13 protein-coding genes are annotated in these 17,308 nt (G+C 73.7%); 9 read left to right on the plus strand and 4 right to left on the minus strand.

Annotated features, from left to right (window positions below; genetic code table 11):
- The first annotated feature begins 52 nt into the window (after positions 1–52).
- The 4 genes from IF02_RS0117090 to IF02_RS0117105 all read left to right on the plus strand — a co-directional run bounded on the left by IF02_RS0117090 (position 53) and on the right by IF02_RS0117105 (position 5,150).
- On the plus strand, positions 53–418 hold the full coding sequence (locus tag IF02_RS0117090; protein WP_030157789.1) for a hypothetical protein: 366 nt from the start codon (positions 53–55) through the stop codon (positions 416–418).
- A gap of 122 nt (positions 419–540) precedes the next feature.
- On the plus strand, positions 541–1,464 hold the full coding sequence (locus IF02_RS0117095; protein WP_030157790.1) for an oxygenase MpaB family protein: 924 nt from the start codon (positions 541–543) through the stop codon (positions 1,462–1,464).
- A 33-nt stretch (positions 1,465–1,497) separates the two neighbouring features.
- On the plus strand, positions 1,498–3,585 hold the full coding sequence (locus IF02_RS0117100; RefSeq protein WP_030157791.1) for a protein kinase domain-containing protein: 2,088 nt from the start codon (positions 1,498–1,500) through the stop codon (positions 3,583–3,585).
- Positions 3,582–5,150, plus strand: a complete 1,569-nt coding sequence (locus IF02_RS0117105) for a phytoene desaturase family protein (protein WP_030157792.1) — start codon at positions 3,582–3,584, stop codon at positions 5,148–5,150. Before IF02_RS0117100 ends, IF02_RS0117105 begins: the two co-directional genes overlap by 4 nt.
- A gap of 6 nt (positions 5,151–5,156) precedes the next feature.
- Here IF02_RS0117105 and IF02_RS0117110 read toward each other — a convergent pair whose 3' ends face one another.
- Entirely contained in the window at positions 5,157–5,618 is a 462-nt protein-coding gene (locus IF02_RS0117110; RefSeq protein WP_037836461.1) for a nitroreductase family deazaflavin-dependent oxidoreductase, read from the minus strand.
- Positions 5,619–5,754: 136 nt separating this feature from the next.
- On the opposite strand from IF02_RS0117110, the gene IF02_RS0117115 reads away from it, so the two are divergent.
- Complete coding sequence (locus tag IF02_RS0117115) at positions 5,755–6,141, plus strand: VOC family protein (RefSeq protein ID WP_030157797.1); 387 nt, start codon at positions 5,755–5,757, stop codon at positions 6,139–6,141.
- A gap of 30 nt (positions 6,142–6,171) precedes the next feature.
- Here the strand turns inward: IF02_RS0117115 and IF02_RS0117120 are convergent, their stop codons facing one another.
- Positions 6,172–8,004, minus strand: coding sequence for a serine hydrolase (locus IF02_RS0117120; protein ID WP_420708164.1), 1,833 nt, complete (start codon positions 8,002–8,004; stop codon positions 6,172–6,174).
- 142 nt (positions 8,005–8,146) lie between these two features.
- On the opposite strand from IF02_RS0117120, the gene IF02_RS0117125 reads away from it, so the two are divergent.
- The 3 genes from IF02_RS0117125 to IF02_RS0117135 all read left to right on the plus strand — a co-directional run bounded on the left by IF02_RS0117125 (position 8,147) and on the right by IF02_RS0117135 (position 12,101).
- Positions 8,147–9,253 carry a nitronate monooxygenase gene (locus tag IF02_RS0117125; protein ID WP_030157800.1) on the plus strand — a complete coding sequence of 369 codons (1,107 nt, stop codon included), beginning with the start codon at positions 8,147–8,149 and terminating at the stop codon, positions 9,251–9,253.
- Positions 9,254–9,267: 14 nt separating this feature from the next.
- Entirely contained in the window at positions 9,268–10,821 is a 1,554-nt protein-coding gene (locus IF02_RS0117130; RefSeq protein WP_030157802.1) for an acyl-CoA synthetase, read from the plus strand.
- 134 nt (positions 10,822–10,955) lie between these two features.
- Entirely contained in the window at positions 10,956–12,101 is a 1,146-nt protein-coding gene (locus IF02_RS0117135; RefSeq protein WP_030157804.1) for a calcium:proton antiporter, read from the plus strand.
- A 54-nt stretch (positions 12,102–12,155) separates the two neighbouring features.
- On the opposite strand, the gene IF02_RS0117140 is transcribed toward IF02_RS0117135, so the two are convergent.
- A complete protein-coding gene (locus IF02_RS0117140; protein WP_234318234.1) occupies positions 12,156–14,621 on the minus strand; it encodes a penicillin acylase family protein in 2,466 nt (821 codons plus the stop codon).
- A 167-nt stretch (positions 14,622–14,788) separates the two neighbouring features.
- Between IF02_RS0117140 and IF02_RS0117145 the strand changes: the two genes are divergently transcribed.
- Positions 14,789–16,321 carry a fatty acyl-CoA synthetase gene (locus tag IF02_RS0117145; RefSeq protein ID WP_037836463.1) on the plus strand — a complete coding sequence of 511 codons (1,533 nt, stop codon included), beginning with the start codon at positions 14,789–14,791 and terminating at the stop codon, positions 16,319–16,321.
- Positions 16,322–16,350: 29 nt separating this feature from the next.
- Here IF02_RS0117145 and IF02_RS0117150 read toward each other — a convergent pair whose 3' ends face one another.
- On the minus strand, positions 16,351–17,172 hold the full coding sequence (locus tag IF02_RS0117150; protein WP_030157809.1) for a YhjD/YihY/BrkB family envelope integrity protein: 822 nt from the start codon (positions 17,170–17,172) through the stop codon (positions 16,351–16,353).
- Positions 17,173–17,308 lie beyond the last annotated feature (136 nt).

Below are 17,308 nucleotides of genomic sequence, written 5' to 3' on the forward strand. Positions count from 1 at the left end.
GCAGGCAGTTTTCGGCCTGTGCCGCACCATCCCTGAGGGGGGAATCACGCACGTGAAGTCCATCCACACACGCCGGCTCCGGCGCTGGGGCCGAGTGGCGACCGTCGGCGCGGCCGGCGCCGTACTGGCCCTGACGGCCGCCACCCCGGCCGGGGCCGCCGCCTCTCCCAAGACCAACAGCCTGACACCCGCCTACAACAGCCCCTTCGCTCCGCAGGCCCTCGTCGGCGGCATCTTCGGCGGCTGGCCGGTGACCATGCGCTGCTGGCGCGACGGGGTGTGGGCCAACGGCACCAACCGCTGGTTCTTCGTCGAAGGGGGCGGATACAACCCGTTCACGGGCCGCCCGGCCTACGTCCGCGGCTTCGTGTCGGCCAACAAGATCACCAACCAGATCCGGGTCGACCGCTGCGCCTGACCCGGCACGCACCCCTGCTCCGGCCCGCCGCGCCTCGGTAGGCTGGAGCAGAGGGGCGATCCGGGAGCCGTAGCGGAGTTAAGAGAGTTTCGGGAGTTAAAGGAGTTACGGGAGGTACGGGAATGGCCGCGACCCGAGACAGCGCATCCGCACCGTCCCCGCCCCCGCCCCGCCCCGACCCCGGGCTCTACGGGCCCGCGTCCGTCACCTGGCAGTGCCACGGCGACCCGATCATGTGGATCGCCGGAGTGCGCGCGCTCTGCCTCCAGGCCCTGCACCCCCGCGCGGTCCGCGGAGTCGTCGAGAACAGCGACTTCCGCTCCGACGCCTGGGGCCGCCTCATCCGTACCGCCGACTTCGTCGGCACCGTCACCTACGGCACCACCGAGGCCGCCGAGCGCGCCGGCGCCCGCGTCCGCCGGATCCACCGGGCGCTGACCGCGACCGACCCCGCCACCGGCGAGCGGTTCCCCGTCGACGACCCCGAGCTGCTGCTCTGGGTGCACTGCGCGCAGATCGACAGCTTCCTGCACGTCCTGCGCCGCTCCGGGGTCCCCCTCACCGACGCCCAGGCCGACCGCTACGTCGACGAGAACCGGGTGGGCGCCCGCCTGGTCGGCCTCGACCCGGCGCACGTCCCGGCCGACACGGCGGCCCTCGCCGCGTACTTCGAGAAGGTCCGCCCCGAGCTCGCCGCCGGACCCGACGCCCGCGCCGTGATCGCCTTCCTGCGGAGCCCGCCCACTCCCGCCCTCCTGATCCCTGGCCGAAACCTGCTGTGGCGCCCGATCGCGGAACTGGCCTACGGTTCCCTCCCCGGCTACGCGCACCGGCTGTACGGGCGCGCGGCGCCACCGGCGCCCGTCATCACCCGTCGCCTGCGCCTCACCGGTACCCTGCTGCGCAGCATTCCCGCAGGTCTGCGGTGGCAGCTGCCTCCAGGTCACATCTTGAAAGCGATGCGCCGCATGGGCCCCGGGAGCCGCCCCTCGGCGTACACACTGCGTACACCAGCGGCCATACTGGACCGGCCGGGGAGGGCATAGGACGGAGCACGACAACGGGGGCGGCTTTAAGACATGGCGGAGTCCAGACTGATCCAGGGCCGATACCGGTCACTCGATCTGATCGGGCGCGGCGGCATGGGCGAGGTGTGGCGCGCCCGGGACGAGTCGCTGGGCCGGCAGGTCGCCGTGAAATGCCTCAAGCCGCTCGGGCCCGAGCAGGACAAGCACTTCACCCAGGTCCTGCGCGAGCGCTTCCGCCGCGAGGCGCGCGTCGCCGCCTCCCTCCAGCACCGCGGGGTCACCGTCGTCCACGACTTCGGCGACGACAGCGCCGCGGGCGGCCCCCTCTACCTCGTCATGGAACTCCTCGACGGCCGCAACCTCAGCCAGCTCCTGGACGACAACGAGACGCGCCCGCTCCCCGTGGACGTGGTCGTCGACACCGCCGAACAGCTCGCCTCCGCCCTCGGCTACACGCACGACCAGGGCGTCGTCCACCGCGACCTGAAACCGGCCAACATCATGCGGCTCACCGACGGCACGGTGAAGATCTGCGACTTCGGCATCGCCCGCCTCGCCCACGACATCGGCTTCACCGCCAAACTCACCGGCGGCGCCATGGCCATGGGGACCCCGCACTACATGTCGCCCGAGCAGATCGCGGGCGGCGAGGTCGACCACCGCAGCGACCTCTACTCCCTCGGCTGCGTCCTGTACGAGATCGCCACCGGCGCCCCGCCCTTCGACCTCGGCGACTCCTGGTCGGTGCTGGTCGGCCACCGCGACAACGCGCCCGTACCGCTGCGCCGGCACCGCCCCGAGCTGCCCGAGTACTTCGAGCAGGTGGTCCTGGACCTGCTCGCCAAGCGCCCCGAGGACCGCCCCGGCGACGCCCGCGACCTCCACCGGCGGCTCGTCGAGGGCCGGCTCGGCCCCGGCGGCCTGCCCGGCGCCGGGGCGCCCCTGCCCGCCTGGGCCGACGGGATGACCGCCGGCCGCAAGGCGGGCCCGGCCGCCCGCCCCGCGAGCGGCGCCTGGGCCGTGCTCACCGGCTCCTGGACCGCCGGCCGCCCCGGCGGCGAGCACCGGATCCTGCGCCCCGCGGCCGCCGAGGACCCGCGGCTCACCGTGCCGTACGGGGTCCCGTACGTGCGCCCGGCCGCGTCCGGCTCCGACGGGACCGGCCTCGACGGGGCCGGTCCCGTCGCGCTCGCCGCCGGCCACACCCGGGCGTTCGCCCTCAGCCGCGCGGGCCGCCCCGAAGAGGCCCTGGCCGTGTACGAAGCCGTCGTCGAGGGGCGCACCCGGGTGCTCGGAGCCGACCACCCCGACACCCTCGCGGCGCGCCAGGAGGCGGCGTACGAACTGGGCCGGCTCGGACGCCACCGCGAGGCCCACGACGTCTACCGCGCGGTGCTCGTCGCCCGGGAGCGCGGCATGGGCCCGCTCCATCCCGACACGCTGCGCTGCCGCCACAACCTCGCCTGCGAACTCGGGGCGCTGGGCCGGTACGCCGACGCCCACCGCACGGCCGCCGAGGTCGCCGCCGACCGTGCGGCGGTGCTGGGCGCCGAGCACGCGGACACGCTGCTGACCCGGTACGAGGTCGCGTACGCGCTGGGCCGCCAGGGCCGCTGGCAGGAGGCCCTGGACGGCTTCCGCCAGGTCGCCGCCGTACGGGAACGGGTGCTCGGCCGGGACCATCCGGACACCCTCGCCGCCCGCTACGAGGTCGGCATCGCGCTCGGTCGCACCGGGCACGCCGCCCAGGCCCTGGACCTGTTCCGGGGCCTGGTCCGCGACCGCACCCGCGCGTACGGGGCCGCGGACCCCGAGACGCTCCGCGCCCGGCACGTCCTCGGCGTCAACCTGGGCCGGCTGGAGCGCTGGGAGGAGGCGGTGGCCGAAGCCCGGCAGGTGGCCGCCGCCCGGGCCGACGCGCTCGGCGCCGAACACCCCGACACCCTCGTCAGCCGGCGCGAACTCGCCGTCGGGCTGGGCCGGCTGGGCCGCTGGGACGAGGCCCTGCCCGTCTACCGGGAGCTCTCCGGCATCCGCGAGCGCTCCCTCGGCGACGACCACCCGGACACGGTGGCGGCCCACGCCGACGAGGCGCACTGTCTGGAGCGGCTCGGCCAGGTGTGTTACCAAGAGCCATGACGAGCTTCGGGCACGATGTATACGACGACGTGATCGTGGGCGGCGGGCACAACGGACTGGTGGCCGCCGCGTACCTGGCCCGGGCGGGCCGTTCGGTGCTGGTCCTGGAGCGGCTCGGGAACACCGGCGGCGCCGCGATCTCCACCCGCCCCTTCGTCGGGGTCGACGCCCGGCTCTCGCGCTACTCCTACCTCGTCTCCCTGCTCCCGGCGAAGATCGTGCGCGATCTGGGGCTGAACTTCGCCGTGCGCAAGCGCACGGTGTCCTCGTACACGCCCGTCGAGCGCGACGGACGGGTCGGCGGGCTCCTCGTCGGCGGCGGAGAGTCCCGCACCCGGGAGTCGTTCGCGCGGCTGACCGGCTCGGAGCGGGAGTACGAGAGCTGGCGCGCCTTCTACGGGCGGACCGGGCGGCTCGCGGAGAAGGTGTTCCCGACGCTGACCGAGCCGCTGCCCACGCGGGCGGAGCTGCGGGCCCGGATCGACGACGAGGCGGCCTGGCGGATGCTGTTCGAGGAGCCCCTCGGGCGGGCCGTCGAGGAGCACTTCGCCGACGACCTGGTGCGGGGCGTGGTGCTCACCGACGCCCTGATCGGTACGTTCGCGGACGCGCACGACACCTCGCTCGTACAGAACCGCTGCTTCCTGTACCACGTCATCGGCGGCGGCACGGGGGACTGGGACGTTCCGGTCGGCGGGATGGGCGCGCTCACCGATGCGCTGGCGGCGGCGGCCCGGGCGGCCGGGGCCGAGATCGCGACCGGGCACGAGGTGCTCCGGATCGAGACGGACGGGCGGGCTCCGGCCGAGGTGACGTTCCGTACGGCGACGGGGGAGGGCCGGGTCGTCGCACGCACGGTGCTGGTCAACGCCTCGCCGCGGACTCTGGGCGAGCTGCTGGGCGAGGCGGAGCCGGCGCCCCCGGTGGAGGGCGCGCAGCTCAAGGTCAACATGCTGCTGCGGCGGCTGCCGCGGCTGCGGGACACCTCGGTGGACCCGCGCGAGGCCTTCGGCGGCACGTTCCACATCGCCGAGGGGTACGCGGAGCTGGCGCGGGCCTACGCCGAGGCGGCCACCGGGGAACTGCCGTCCGTACCGCCCTCGGAGATCTACTGCCATTCGCTGACCGACCCCTCGATCCTCGGACCGGAGCTCGTGGAGCAGGGGTACCAGACGCTGACCCTGTTCGGCCTGCACACCCCGGCCCGGCTGTTCGAGAAGGACAACCAGGGCGCGCGCGAGGTGCTGCTGACCGGCACGCTCGCGCAACTGGACGCGCACCTGGCCGAGCCGATCACCGACTGCCTGGCCTTCGACGCGGACGGCAGGCCGTGCATCGAGGCGAAGACCCCGCTGGACCTGGAGCGCGAACTGCGGCTGCCCGGCGGGCACATCTTCCACCGGGACCTGTCGTGGCCCCACGCGCAGGACCAGGGCGCGGCGGGCCGCTGGGGCGTGGGGACCCCGTACGCCAACGTCCTGCTGTGCGGCGCGGGCGCCGTGCGCGGAGGAGGCGTCAGCGGGGTCCCCGGCCACAATGCGGCGATGGCCGTCCTGGGGCACTGACCGCCGTTACGCGGCGTCCCCGAGGGGCTCGATGACGACGATCGGGATCTCGCGGTCGGTCTTGCCCTGGTACTCGTCGTACGCGGGCCAGTGCTTGACCATCACGGGCCAGTACGCGGCGCGCTCCTCGGGGGTCGCCGTGTGGGCCGTGCCCTGGAGGACCTTCGGGCCGACCTGGATGCGGACCTCGGGGTGGGCCGTCAGGTTCTTGTACCAGAGCGGGTGTTCGGGGTCGCCGCCCTTGGAGGCGACGATGAGGTAGCGGCCGTCGGCCTCGCCGTAGATGAGCGGGGTGCGCACGGCGTTGCCGGAGACCCGGCCCACGGTGGTGAGGAGCAGGGTCTGGGTGCCGTTCCAGTCGTGGCCCTCGGCCCCGTTGGACGCGACGTACTGCTTGACGTGGTCGAGCTGCCAGGTGCCCGGCTTGGGGTCCTTGGGGTGGTCCCAGTCGATGTCGGTGGTCGCCATGTGCCTGTACCTGCCTTCGCTGTTGAGCTGCCTGAGGGGGGTTGAACAGTCAACGAACTCAACGAGTGCCAACAGCGTCGGGCACGGTTTTATGCCTCAGCCAGGTCGGCGGCACAGGGCGGTTTAGGATCGGGCCATGATCGCCGAACTTCAGTGTGTGGTACTGGACTGTCCCGATCCGCTGCGGCTTGCCGAGTTCTACCGGGAGGTGCTGGGCGGGGCCGTCAACCGGCCGGATCCGCGCTGGACGCTCGACGAGCACTGGGCGACGCTGCACACCCCCTCGGGCCAGGTGCTCGCCTTCCAGCGGGTGGCGGACCACCGGCCGCCGCGCTGGCCGGACCCCACCCACCCCCAGCAGTTCCACCTGGACTTCGCGGTCCCGGACCTGGACCGGGCGCAGGAGCAGGTGCTGGCCTGCGGCGCGAAGCTGCTGGACGCCCGCACCGGCGCCGTGCCCGACGACTGGCGCGTCTACGCGGACCCGGCGGGCCACCCGTTCTGCCTGGTCCGCGAGGGCTGACGCGGCAGCGGTGGCCGTACGCCCGCTGCGTCAGTCCGTCGAGCGGGTCCAGCCGTCGGCCCGGATGCGGGACGCGTCGGCCGGGCGGTCTTCGGCGAAGAGGAGCCGGGCCGGTTCCGCCACCCGTACGACGTCCACGTACACCCCGCGGCCGACGTAGCGGCCGGTCGCGGTGTGCCGGAAGCGCAGGTGGACCGGGCGGCCGGCCCAGGCGGTGAGGGGGGCCTCCAGGCGGTGCCAGATGCGGCCGGACCAGCCGCCGGCGCTGCCCCGCGGCCACTGCTCGGGAGCGCCGCCCGTCGACCGCAGCGTGCTGAACGGCAGCGGCTCCCAGGTCTCCCCGTCGGCCGAGGCCTCCAGGTGGAAGGCGCCCTCGCCGGGCACGGTGTCCCACCACACGGCGCAGCGCAGCCGTGCCGCGGCCGTGGCCGGGGTCAGCGGCGGCAGGGCGAGGGTGCCGGAGCCTCCCGTCTCCATGCCGGAGTACCAGGCCGGGCCGCCGTGCTTCGTACGGACCGGGACGGCGCGGGCGAAGCGGTTGCCGACCGCGACGCGCGGTGCGCTGCCGGCCCGCCAGGTGCGGACGGGGTGGACGGAGTTGCCGAGCAGGATGAGGAAGGAGTCGGTGGAGGGGTCCAACACCAGGGAGGTGCCGGTGAAGCCGGTGTGGCCGGCGGAGTGCGGGGTGGCCATGGCGCCCATGTACCAGTGCTGGTAGAGCTCGAAGCCCAGGCCGTGGTCGTCGCCGGGGAAGGCGGTGTTGAAGTCGGTGAAGAGCAGTTCGACGGAGGCGGGGCGCAGGATGCGCTTGCCCGCGTAGACGCCGCCGTCGAGGAGGGTGCGGGCGAGGACGGCCAGGTCCCAGGCGGTGCCGAAGACGCCGGCGTGGCCGGCGACGCCGCCGAGGGCGTACGCGTTCTCGTCGTGGACCTCGCCCCAGACCAGTCCGCGGTCCAGGCCGGACCAGGGGGGTCGCTGTACTTCGGTGGCGGCGATGACGCGGCGCCAGGAGAGCGGTGGGTTGTAACGAGTGCGGTGCATCCCGAGTGGAGCGGTGATCTCGTCGTGGAGCAGGAGATCCAAAGGGTGACCGGTGATCCGTTCCAGGAGCAGCTGTAGCGTGATCAGGTTGAGGTCCGAGTACCGGTACACCGTCCCGGGCGTGTCCTGCGGGCGCACGCCGCACAGCATCCTCAACTGCCCCGCGCGGGTCGGCTGCTGGTAGAAGGGGGCCCACGAGCGCAGCCCCGAGGTGTGCGTGAGCAACTGGCGTACCGTGATCAGCTCTTTGCCGCCGCCGGTGAACTCCGGCAGGTACCGGTCCACCGGAGCCTCCAGCTCCAACCGCCCGCGCTCCATCTGCTGCACGGCCAGGAGCGAGGTGAACAGCTTGGTCAGCGACGCCAGGTCGAAGACGGTGTCCTCGGCCATCGGGATGCGCTGCGCCGCCGGGAACTCCCGGACCCGGTCGGTACGGCCGTCGTAGTCCGCGTACCGCACGGCCTCGCCCATCGCGCGGTGCAGGGCGATCGTGCGGCCCCGGCCGGCGAGCACCACGGCCCCGGCGTAGTACGGGTGCTCGGGTGAGGGGCCGAGGAACCGCCGGGCCTCGTCGGCCGCCGCCTCCAGGTGCCTCTCGACCAGTCCCGCCTGCCGTGCGGACCCGTACCGCAGGCGCAGCCCCTGCAAGGCCCGCCGCTCGGCCGGATTGCCCGCGGCCCCCGCGGCCCCGGGCAGCGCGGCGTGCAGGAGCAGCACCCCGCCCAGCGCCAGCAGCCGGCCCCCGAGCCGCCGCCGGCTCAGCACCGCCCCGGCAGGGTTTCTGCGGAGTGCTTCCCCGTCCCCCGTGTGCTCCTCCACCACCGGCCTCCTGTTCGCCGAACCGCCCTCCCGAAGTATCTGCCCGCAGGCGCGGCGGGCTCCGCACCGACCGGCCCGTAAAGAATCTGACGATGCATCAGAAAACCTCTTCCCTCGACCGCCGGGCTGCGGCATGCTGCCGCCCATGGAGACGGAGCTGAGCAAGAAACTGGGAGTCGAGCACGCCATCTTCGGCTTCACGCCCTTTCCGGCGGTCGCCGCGGCCATCACCCGCGCCGGCGGCTTCGGCGTCCTCGGCGCCGTCCGCTACACCGCCCCCGACGACCTCAAACGCGACCTCGACTGGATGCAGGAGCACACCGACGGCAAGCCGTACGGCCTCGACGTCGTCATGCCGGCCAGGAAGGCCGTCGACGGCATCAGCGAAGCCGACATCGAGGCGATGATCCCGGCCGCCCACCGCGCCTTCGTCCGCGACACCCTCGCCAAGCACCACGTGCCCGAACTCGCCGAGGGCGAGGCCTCCGGCTGGCGGATCACCGGCTGGATGGAACAGGTCGCCCGGGGCCAGCTCGACGTCGCCTTCGACTACCCCATCAAACTCCTGGCGAACGCGCTGGGTTCCCCGCCCGCCGACGTCATCGCGCGCGCCCACGACCACGGGGTCCTCGTCGCCGCCCTCGCCGGCAGCGCCAAGCACGCCCGCCGCCACGCCGAAGCCGGCATCGACATCGTCGTGGCCCAGGGCTACGAGGCCGGCGGCCACACCGGCGACATCGCCACGATGGTCCTGGTCCCCGAGATCGCCGAGGCCGTCGCCCCGCTCCCCGTCCTCGCCGCAGGCGGCATCGGCAGCGGCGAGCAGATCGCCGCGGGGCTGGCCCTCGGCGCCCAGGGCGCCTGGCTCGGCTCCCTCTGGCTCACCACCACCGAGGCCGACCTGCACTCCCGCGCCCTCACCGAGAAGCTGCTGGCCGCCGGCTCCGGCGACACCGTCCGCTCCCGGGCCCTCACCGGCAAGCCCGCCCGCCAGCTCCGTACCGAATGGACCGACGCCTGGGACGACCCGGCCGGCCCCGGCGCGCTCCCGATGCCGCTCCAGGGCCTGCTCGTCGCCGAGGGCGTCTCCCGCATCCAGAAGTACGAGGTCCGGCCGCTCCTCGGCACCCCCGTCGGCCAGATCGTCGGCCGGATGAACTCCGAACGCAGCGTGCAGGCCGTCTTCGACGACCTCACCAGCGGTTTCGAGCGCGCCATCGACCGCATCAACCGCATCGCCGGCCGGGCCTGAGAGGTGTGACCAGCATGAGTGAGCAGCTCCCCAACGGATTCTGGGCCCAGGCGGCCGCCGACCCCGAGCGCACCGTACTGATCACCCCCGAGGGCGAGGAGTGGAGCGCCGGCCGGCTGCACGCCGACGTCAACCGCCTCGTCCACGGACTGCGCGCCGCCGGGATGGAGGAGGGCGACGTCTTCGCCGTCGTCCTGCCCAACGGCGTCGAGTTCCTCACCGCCTACCTCGCCGCCTCCCAGGCCGGCTTCTACCTGGTCCCGGTCAACCACCACCTCGTCGGCCCCGAGATCGCCTGGATCGTCTCCGACTCCGGCGCCAAGGTCCTCATCGCCCACGAGCGCTTCGCCGAGGCCGCCACCGCCGCGGCCGACGAGGCGGGCCTCCCCGCGAGCCACCGCTACGCCGTCGGAGCGGTCGCGGGCTTCCACCCGTACGACCGGCTCCTCGACGGTCGGCCCGCGACGCCGCCCGAGGGGCGCACCCTCGGCTGGGTCATGAACTACACCTCCGGCACCACCGGCCGCCCGCGCGGCATCCGCCGCCCGCTGCCCGGCAAGCTCCCGGAGGAGACGTACCTCGGAGGCTTCCTCGCCATCTTCGGCATCCGGCCGTCCGACGGCAACGTGCACCTGGTCTGCTCGCCCCTCTACCACACCGCCGTCCTCCAATTCGCGGGCGCCGCCCTGCACATCGGGCACCCGCTGGTGCTGATGGACCGCTGGACCCCGCAGGAGATGCTGCGGCTCATCGACGACCACGCCTGCACGCACACCCACATGGTCCCGACCCAGTTCCACCGGCTCCTCGCGCTCCCGCAGGAGACGAAGGACGCGTACGACGTCTCCTCGATGCGGCACGCGATCCACGGGGCCGCGCCCTGCCCCGACCACGTCAAACGGGCGATGATCGACTGGTGGGGCACCTGCGTGGAGGAGTACTACGCGGCCAGCGAGGGCGGCGGCGCGTTCGCCACCGCCGAGGACTGGCTGAAGAAGCCGGGAACGGTCGGCAAGGCCTGGCCGATCAGCGAGCTCGCCGTCTTCGACGACGACGGCAACCGGCTGCCGCCCGGTGAACTCGGCACCGTCTACCTGAAGATGAACACCGGCGGCTTCAGCTACCACAAGGACGAGGGCAAGACGAAGAAGAACCGCATCGGCGACTTCTTCACGGTGGGCGACCTCGGGCTGATCGACGAGGACGGGTACCTCTTCCTGCGCGACCGCAAGATCGACATGATCATCTCGGGCGGGGTGAACATCTACCCGGCGGAGATCGAGTCGGCCCTGCTCACCCACCCGGCGGTCGCGGACGCCGCCGCCTTCGGGATCCCGCACGCCGACTGGGGCGAAGAGGTCAAGGCGGTCGTCGAACCGGCCGAGGGCTTCGTCGCCGGGGACGCCCTCGCCGCGGAGATCCTGCACCACTGCGAGCGGCGGCTCGCCGGCTTCAAACGGCCGAAGTCGGTCGACTTCATCGAGGCGATGCCCCGCGACCCGAACGGCAAGCTGTACAAGCGGCGGCTGCGCGATCCGTACTGGGAGGGACGCGAGCGCGCGATGTGAGCGCCCGGAGCCCCGAGCCCTGAGCTCCGGGCTCCGGGCCGCCACGCCCGACATTTCGTGAGAAGTACCACGTCAGAGGCCCGGACGTGTCCCTTGCGCCGCACTCGGGGGACACTTCTGGCAAGTTGGCTGATATGAGTACGGCATCCCGCAGATTCCCCCTGACCGACTGGACCGTCGTGGTCCCCGTGGTGGCGCTCCTCGCGCTCGTCTTCAGCTGGGGACGCGATCTGCCCGGATTCGCCGTGGCCCTGGTCGCCCTCTGCCTCGGGGGTGCGGTGCTGGCGGCCGTGCACCACGCCGAGGTCGTCGCACACCGGGTGGGCGAGCCGTTCGGCTCGCTCGTCCTGGCGGTCGCCGTCACCGTCATCGAAGTGGCCCTCATCGTCACCCTGATGGCCGATGGCGGAGACAAGACCGCCTCCCTCGCCCGGGACACCGTCTTCGCCGCCGTCATGATCACCTGCAACGGAATCGTCGGCCTGTCCCTGCTCGTCGGCGCCCTGCGCAACCGGGTCGCCGTCTTCAACGCCGAGGGCTCGGGGGCGGCCCTGGCCACCGTGGCGACCCTGGCCGTCCTCAGCCTGGTCCTGCCGACGTTCACCACCAGCAAGCCGGGGCCGGAGTTCTCCACCGCCCAGCTTGCCTTCGCCGCCGTCGCCTCGCTCGCCCTGTACGGGCTGTTCATCGCCGTCCAGACGGTCCGCCACCGGGACTACTTCCTGCCGGTGGCCACCGGGGCCGGTACGCAGAAGACGGCAGGGGCCTCCGACGGCGGTGAGGCGGCCGGGGACGGCGACGGGGAGCACGCCGCGCCGCCCACCTCCCGCGCCGCCCTGGTCAGCCTCGGCCTGCTGCTGGTCGCGCTCGTCGCCGTGGTCGGCGACGCCAAGGCCGTCTCGCCCACCATCGAGGCGGGAGTCGCCAAGGCGGGCCTGCCCAACGCCGTCGTCGGTGTGATCATCGCCCTGCTCGTACTGGCCCCCGAGACCCTCGCCGCCGTCCGCGCCGCCCGCCGCGACCGCGTCCAGACCAGCCTCAACCTGGCCTACGGCTCCGCCATCGCGAGCATCGGACTGACCATCCCCGCCATCGCCCTCGCCACCATCTGGCTGTCCGGCCCGCTGCTGCTGGGCCTCGGGCCGATCCACATGGTGCTGCTCGCCCTGACGGTCGTGGTCAGCGCCCTCACCATCGCGCCCGGCCGGGCCACGCTGCTCCAGGGCGGCGTGCACCTCGTGGTGCTGGCCGCGTACCTGTTCCTCGCCGTCAGCCCCTGAGCCCCCCGGCGGGACCGGAACGATCCGGTCCCGCCGGCCACGGTGCGGTGCGCGTCAGCGGCGTTCGCGCGGCCAGACCACCTTCAGCTGAGGCGAGGTGAGGATGTCCCGCTCGCAGAACCGCGAGGTCACCCACCGCTCCTGGGAGAACAGCCGGGTCTGGTCGGCGTAGTACGGCGAGCCCGGGTTCGACGACTGACCGTACGTCAGCAGCGTGCGCGCCACCGGGCACCGGCCGCCGTCCCAGCCGACCGCCTGGATGTGGCTGGAGCCGTGCACGACCTCCGGGTAGCCGCCGGCCGCCGCGTTCCACGGCGCCTCGATCTTGTTCCACACGCCCAGCGCCTCGGTGCCGCCCGGCACCGGCAGCTTCTGCCCGCCGCGCACCACGAACTGGTGCTCGCCCAGCGGAGCGTCCAGCGCGATGCCGGCCGCCCCCAGCTCCGCGACCGCGTCCGCGAGCGCCCGTCCGATCCCGGGCGCCGCCTGGTTGAGCGTACGGGGCGTGCGTACGGGGTCGGCCGCCGAGAACGGCACCAGCCACAGGTCCTTGGCCGGCGTGCTCGCGGTCAGCTTGCGCCAGAACCGGTCGAAGAGCAGCGCGCCGCGGCTTGCGGTGTCGGCCCGGTGGTCCCAGCCCGCTAGCACCGCACAGGCCGCCGAGACGTCCACCGGCCGGCCGTCGCTCGCGGTGGCCGCGCCGCCGGGCAGGGCGGCGCAGGCCTTCGCCGCGTCGGCCGCGGCCAGGTCACCGGCCGGCACCCGGTTCGCGAACTGCTGCTTCTGCAGGTCCGCCACGGTCAGCCCGCCCTTGGCGGCCATCGCGGAGACGTCCTCCACCGCGCCCCGGGTCCGCAGCGAACGCGGGGTGCCGAAGCTGCCCCAGATCCGCTCGTAGCCGGTCACCGGCGTCTCGGCATTGGCCAGCCAGGCGCTGTCGTTGGAGTTCTCGGCGTACGGGGCGTCGCGCAGCGTCGGCGCCTTCCCCGGGCCGAACACCCCCGGCTGCACCGCGTCCGGGTCCGAGCCGAGCGCGCAGTCGCCGCGCGCACCGTCGAGGACCGCGAGCCCGGACGCCGGGTACGTGGCCCGGCCGAGCGGGGTGGAGCAGCGGGCCGCGAGCTCGTCGGTGATCCGGGGGAGTATCTGGGACTGGGTGAACAGCGTGCCGCCGGCCGAGTCCGCGGCGATCGTGTTGACCCAGGGCAGGCCCTGCGTGCGCCGGAGCGCGTCCTGGATCCCGGCGACGGAGCGGGCCTTGCCGACGGCGAGGGCGGTGTCGGAACCGCGCAGGTTCGCCGCGTTCGGGTCGTTCAGCGCGTACGCCGTGCCGGCCGTCCAGGGCAGCGGCAGGCCCGGGCCGAGGCCGCCGACCACGGGCCCGTAGCGGGTCCACCACTGGGTGCGGCTGACCGGGGCGCCGCCCGCCACCCGGACGGTCACCTGGCGCTGCGTCATCTTCTCCGGCTTGCCGTCGACCAGGTAGGCGGTCGGGTCGGCCGGGTCCAGGGTGAGCTGGTGCAGGTTGACGGGGGTGCCGGTGGCCACGGTGTGGCTCCAGGCCACCTTCTCGTTGAAGCCGATGTTGATCACGGGAGTGCCCAGCAGGGAGCCGCCGGAGACGTTCAGCTCGCCGGGTATGGTCTGCTGCGACTGCCAGAACCGGCGGCCGCCCTGCCAGGGGTAGTGCGGGTTCCCGAGCAGCAGGCCGCCGCCGTTCGCGGTGGTGGAGCCGCTGAAGGCCACCGCGTTGGAGCCCATGTCGTAGCGGCCGGTGTCGAAGAAGGCCCGGGCGGCCTCGGCGGCGGCCGCCGGGTCGGCGGGGTCGGCGGCCGGGCCGGCCGTGAGGGAGGCCGCCTTGGCGGGCGGCTGCGCCGCGGCGATGTCGTCGACGGCGCGCCCCTGGCCGCCGATCACCGAGACGGCGAAGGCGCGGGCGGCCACGTCGAGGGCGGTCACCGGGCGCACCCAGGCGGCGCCCTTGCAGGCCGGGTCGGTGATCTTGTTCTGGGCCAGCCAGGCGTTGTACCCGGCGGCCCAGCCGCGCATCAGCTCCTTGAGGTCCCGGGTGGGACCGGCCGGGGCGGGCGTGGCCAGGAGCTTCTCGACGGTCCCGGACTCCCGGACCCCCTTGAAGTACAGGTCGCTCGTGAGGTTCTTGCTCGCGGAGGACAGCGAGCCGTCGGTCGCCGCGTCGGCGCCGAACCAGCGTGAGCGCTCGCCGGCCACGGTCACGAACCCGTCGGCGAGCACACAGGCCTGGTCGGCGGCCTGGGCCCAGCCGGTGCCGAAGCCGAGGTGCGCGTAGTCCTGGGCCAGGATGTGCGGGATGCCGTTCTCGGTGTACCGGATGACGGCCGACAGGCCGCCGCCGGAGGGCGCGCGGTCGGCGCCGGCCGCCCCGGCGGCCCGGGCCGGGGCCTGCGGGGCCGCCGCGGTGGCGGCGAGCAGGGCGGCGCCGATGAGCGCGGCGCGCCGGAGCAGCGGGCGGGTGCGACCGTATCCGTCAAGTAAGCGCAACGTGCCTCCCAAGTAGCCTGCGGATGGGCGGGGTTGCCCGCGGTACAGGCGGTGCTTGTGTGCCCCCACACTCATGCAGGCGACCTGATGATCTGTCAACGTCCCGTTTGGTGTCCCGGTCGTCCGGGTCATTGACCTCGGGTGGGCGCGCAGACGAGGATCACGCCATGACGGCAGCGCGGGCGGTGCGGCAGAACACGGTCGACGGGCTGGTGCGCGACAGCGCGCTGCGGGTCCCCGACCGGCAGGCCCTGCGCTACCGCGAACGGACGTGGACGTACGCGGAGCTCGACGCCGCCGTCTCCACCGGCGCCGCCGTCCTGCGGGAGCGGTACGGGCTGGCCGACGGGGACCGGGTCGCGACGTTCGCCCACAACTCCGACGCCTACCTGCTCGCCTTCCTCGCCTGCGCCCGCGCCGGGCTCACGCACGTCCCGGTCAACCAGAACCTCACCGGCGAGGACCTCGCGCACATCCTCGACGACTGTACGAGCGCGCTGGTCCTCGCCGATCCGGACCTGGCCGGGCGGATCCCCGAGGGCCACGCCGTACGGCCGCTGCGCGACGCGCCCGGCTCGTTCCTGGAGGACCTCGCCGATCCGCTGCCGTTCGTACCGGACCGCGATCCGTACGCGGTGGTGCAGCTGCTCTACACCTCGGGGACCACCGCGCTGCCCAAGGGCGCGATGATGACGCACAAGGCGCTGGTCCACGAGTACGAGAGCGCGATCGAGGCGCTGGACCTGGCCGCGGCGGACCTCCCGGTGCACTCGCTGCCGCTCTACCACTCGGCGCAGATGCACGTCTTCCTGCTGCCCTACCTGGCGGTGGGCGCGCGGAACACGATCCTGGACGCGCCGGTCGCCGAGGAGGTCTTCGCCCTGGTGGAGGCGGGGCGGGCGGACAGCCTGTTCGCGCCGCCCACGGTGTGGATCGGGCTGGCGGGCCACCCGGACTTCGGGAGCCGCGAGCTGGGCGCGCTGCGCAAGGCGTACTACGGGGCCTCGATCATGCCGGTCCCCGTGCTGGAGCGGCTGCGGGCTCGGCTGCCCGGGCTCGGCTTCTACAACTGCTTCGGGCAGAGCGAGATCGGCCCGCTGGCCACCGTCCTGGGACCGGACGAGCACGAGGGGCGGATGGATTCCTGCGGGCGGCCGGTCCGCCACGTCGAGGCGAAGGTCGTCGACGAGGACGGGGCGGACGTGCCGGACGGCACGGCGGGTGAGGTGGTGTACCGCTCGCCCCAGCTCTGCCTGGGGTACTGGAACGACCCGGAGGCGACGAAGAAGGCGTTCCGGGACGGCTGGTTCCGCTCCGGGGACCTCGCGGTACGGGACGCCGAGGGGTACTTCACGGTCGTCGACCGGGTGAAGGACGTCATCAACTCGGGCGGTGTGCTGGTGGCCTCGCGGCAGGTCGAGGACGCGCTCTACACCCACCCGGGGGTCGCCGAGGCGGCGGTGGTGGGCCTGCCCGACGAGCGGTGGATCGAGGCGGTCACGGCGGTGGTCGTGCCGCGCGGGGAGGTGACGGAGGCGGAGCTGCTGGCGTACGCGCGGGAGAGGCTGGCCCACTTCAAGGCCCCGAAGCGGGTGCTGTTCGTGGACGCCCTCCCGCGCAACGCGAGCGGCAAGATCCTCAAGCGCGAACTCCGCGACCGCTTCGGGCAGGAGGACCGGCAGGACCGGCAGGGCCGGTAGGCCCGGCCGGCCAGGGGGTCACTGGGGGGTCACTCCTCCAGCACGCCGGTGTCCCGGAGACGGCGGAGGGTGAGGTGCTCGTGGACCAGACGCCCGACCAGGGCGCCGCCGTAGACCACGAAACCGACGCCGACCAGCCAGGACTGGACGACCAGCAGCGTGCCGAAGGGGCCGTACGTGACGGCGTTGGAGGCGATCAGCGGGGAGAACACCAGCTGGGAGAAGACCCGCAGGCCGAGCAGGCCCAGGCTGGTCGCCACGGCCCCCGGCAGCAGGGCCCGCCAGCGGACCCGGCCGCCGAGCAGCAGCCGCTGGGAGCCCCAGAAGAAGAGGATGGTGCCGAGCAGGTCGCCGGTGGTGCCGAGGATCGTGCCGACGGCGTCGTTCGACGGTGCGGGGATCCCGACGAGCAGCCCGAGGTAGCAGACCAGCAGGGCCAGCCAGACGACGTGCCGCCACATGGTGTGCCAGCGGGCGGTGGGCAGGTCCCAGACCTTCTCGTACCCGGTCTGCACGGCCGAGCCGAAGGTCAGGCCGAAGACGGCGAGGGCCGCGAGACCGAACGCGGTGGTCCGCTCCAGTGCCAGGTCCGCGGCGGCGAAGAGCATCTCGACCCGGGCCCGCGAGGACTCGGTGACCCCGAGGGCCTGGCCGAGCCAGCGGCCGAAGCCGGAGCCGCTGCCGGGGGCGGCGGCCGCGACGACCACCAGCAGCGGCACCAGGGTCAGGAAGCCGAGGGCGGCGAAGCCCATGGCCCGGTGCATGAGCTCCATCTCCCGCCCCCGGCTCCACGCCAGCCCGGCCGGAGAGGCCTGGAGCCGGTCGTGGAGCTGGCGGAGGATCGAGGTCACGCCTCATGGACTACCCGGACGGACCCGCCCGCTCTCGGAGGCTCCCCGGAAGTGGGCCCGAAGGGGTGGTTCCGGGACCCGGCCGAGGTCGCGCCGGATCCCGCCCCTCCCTCTCCCTCCCCCTTTTCCCCCCTCG

The organism is Streptomyces sp. NRRL S-244 (genome assembly GCF_000717915.1).
GTDB lineage: Bacteria > Actinomycetota > Actinomycetes > Streptomycetales > Streptomycetaceae > Streptomyces.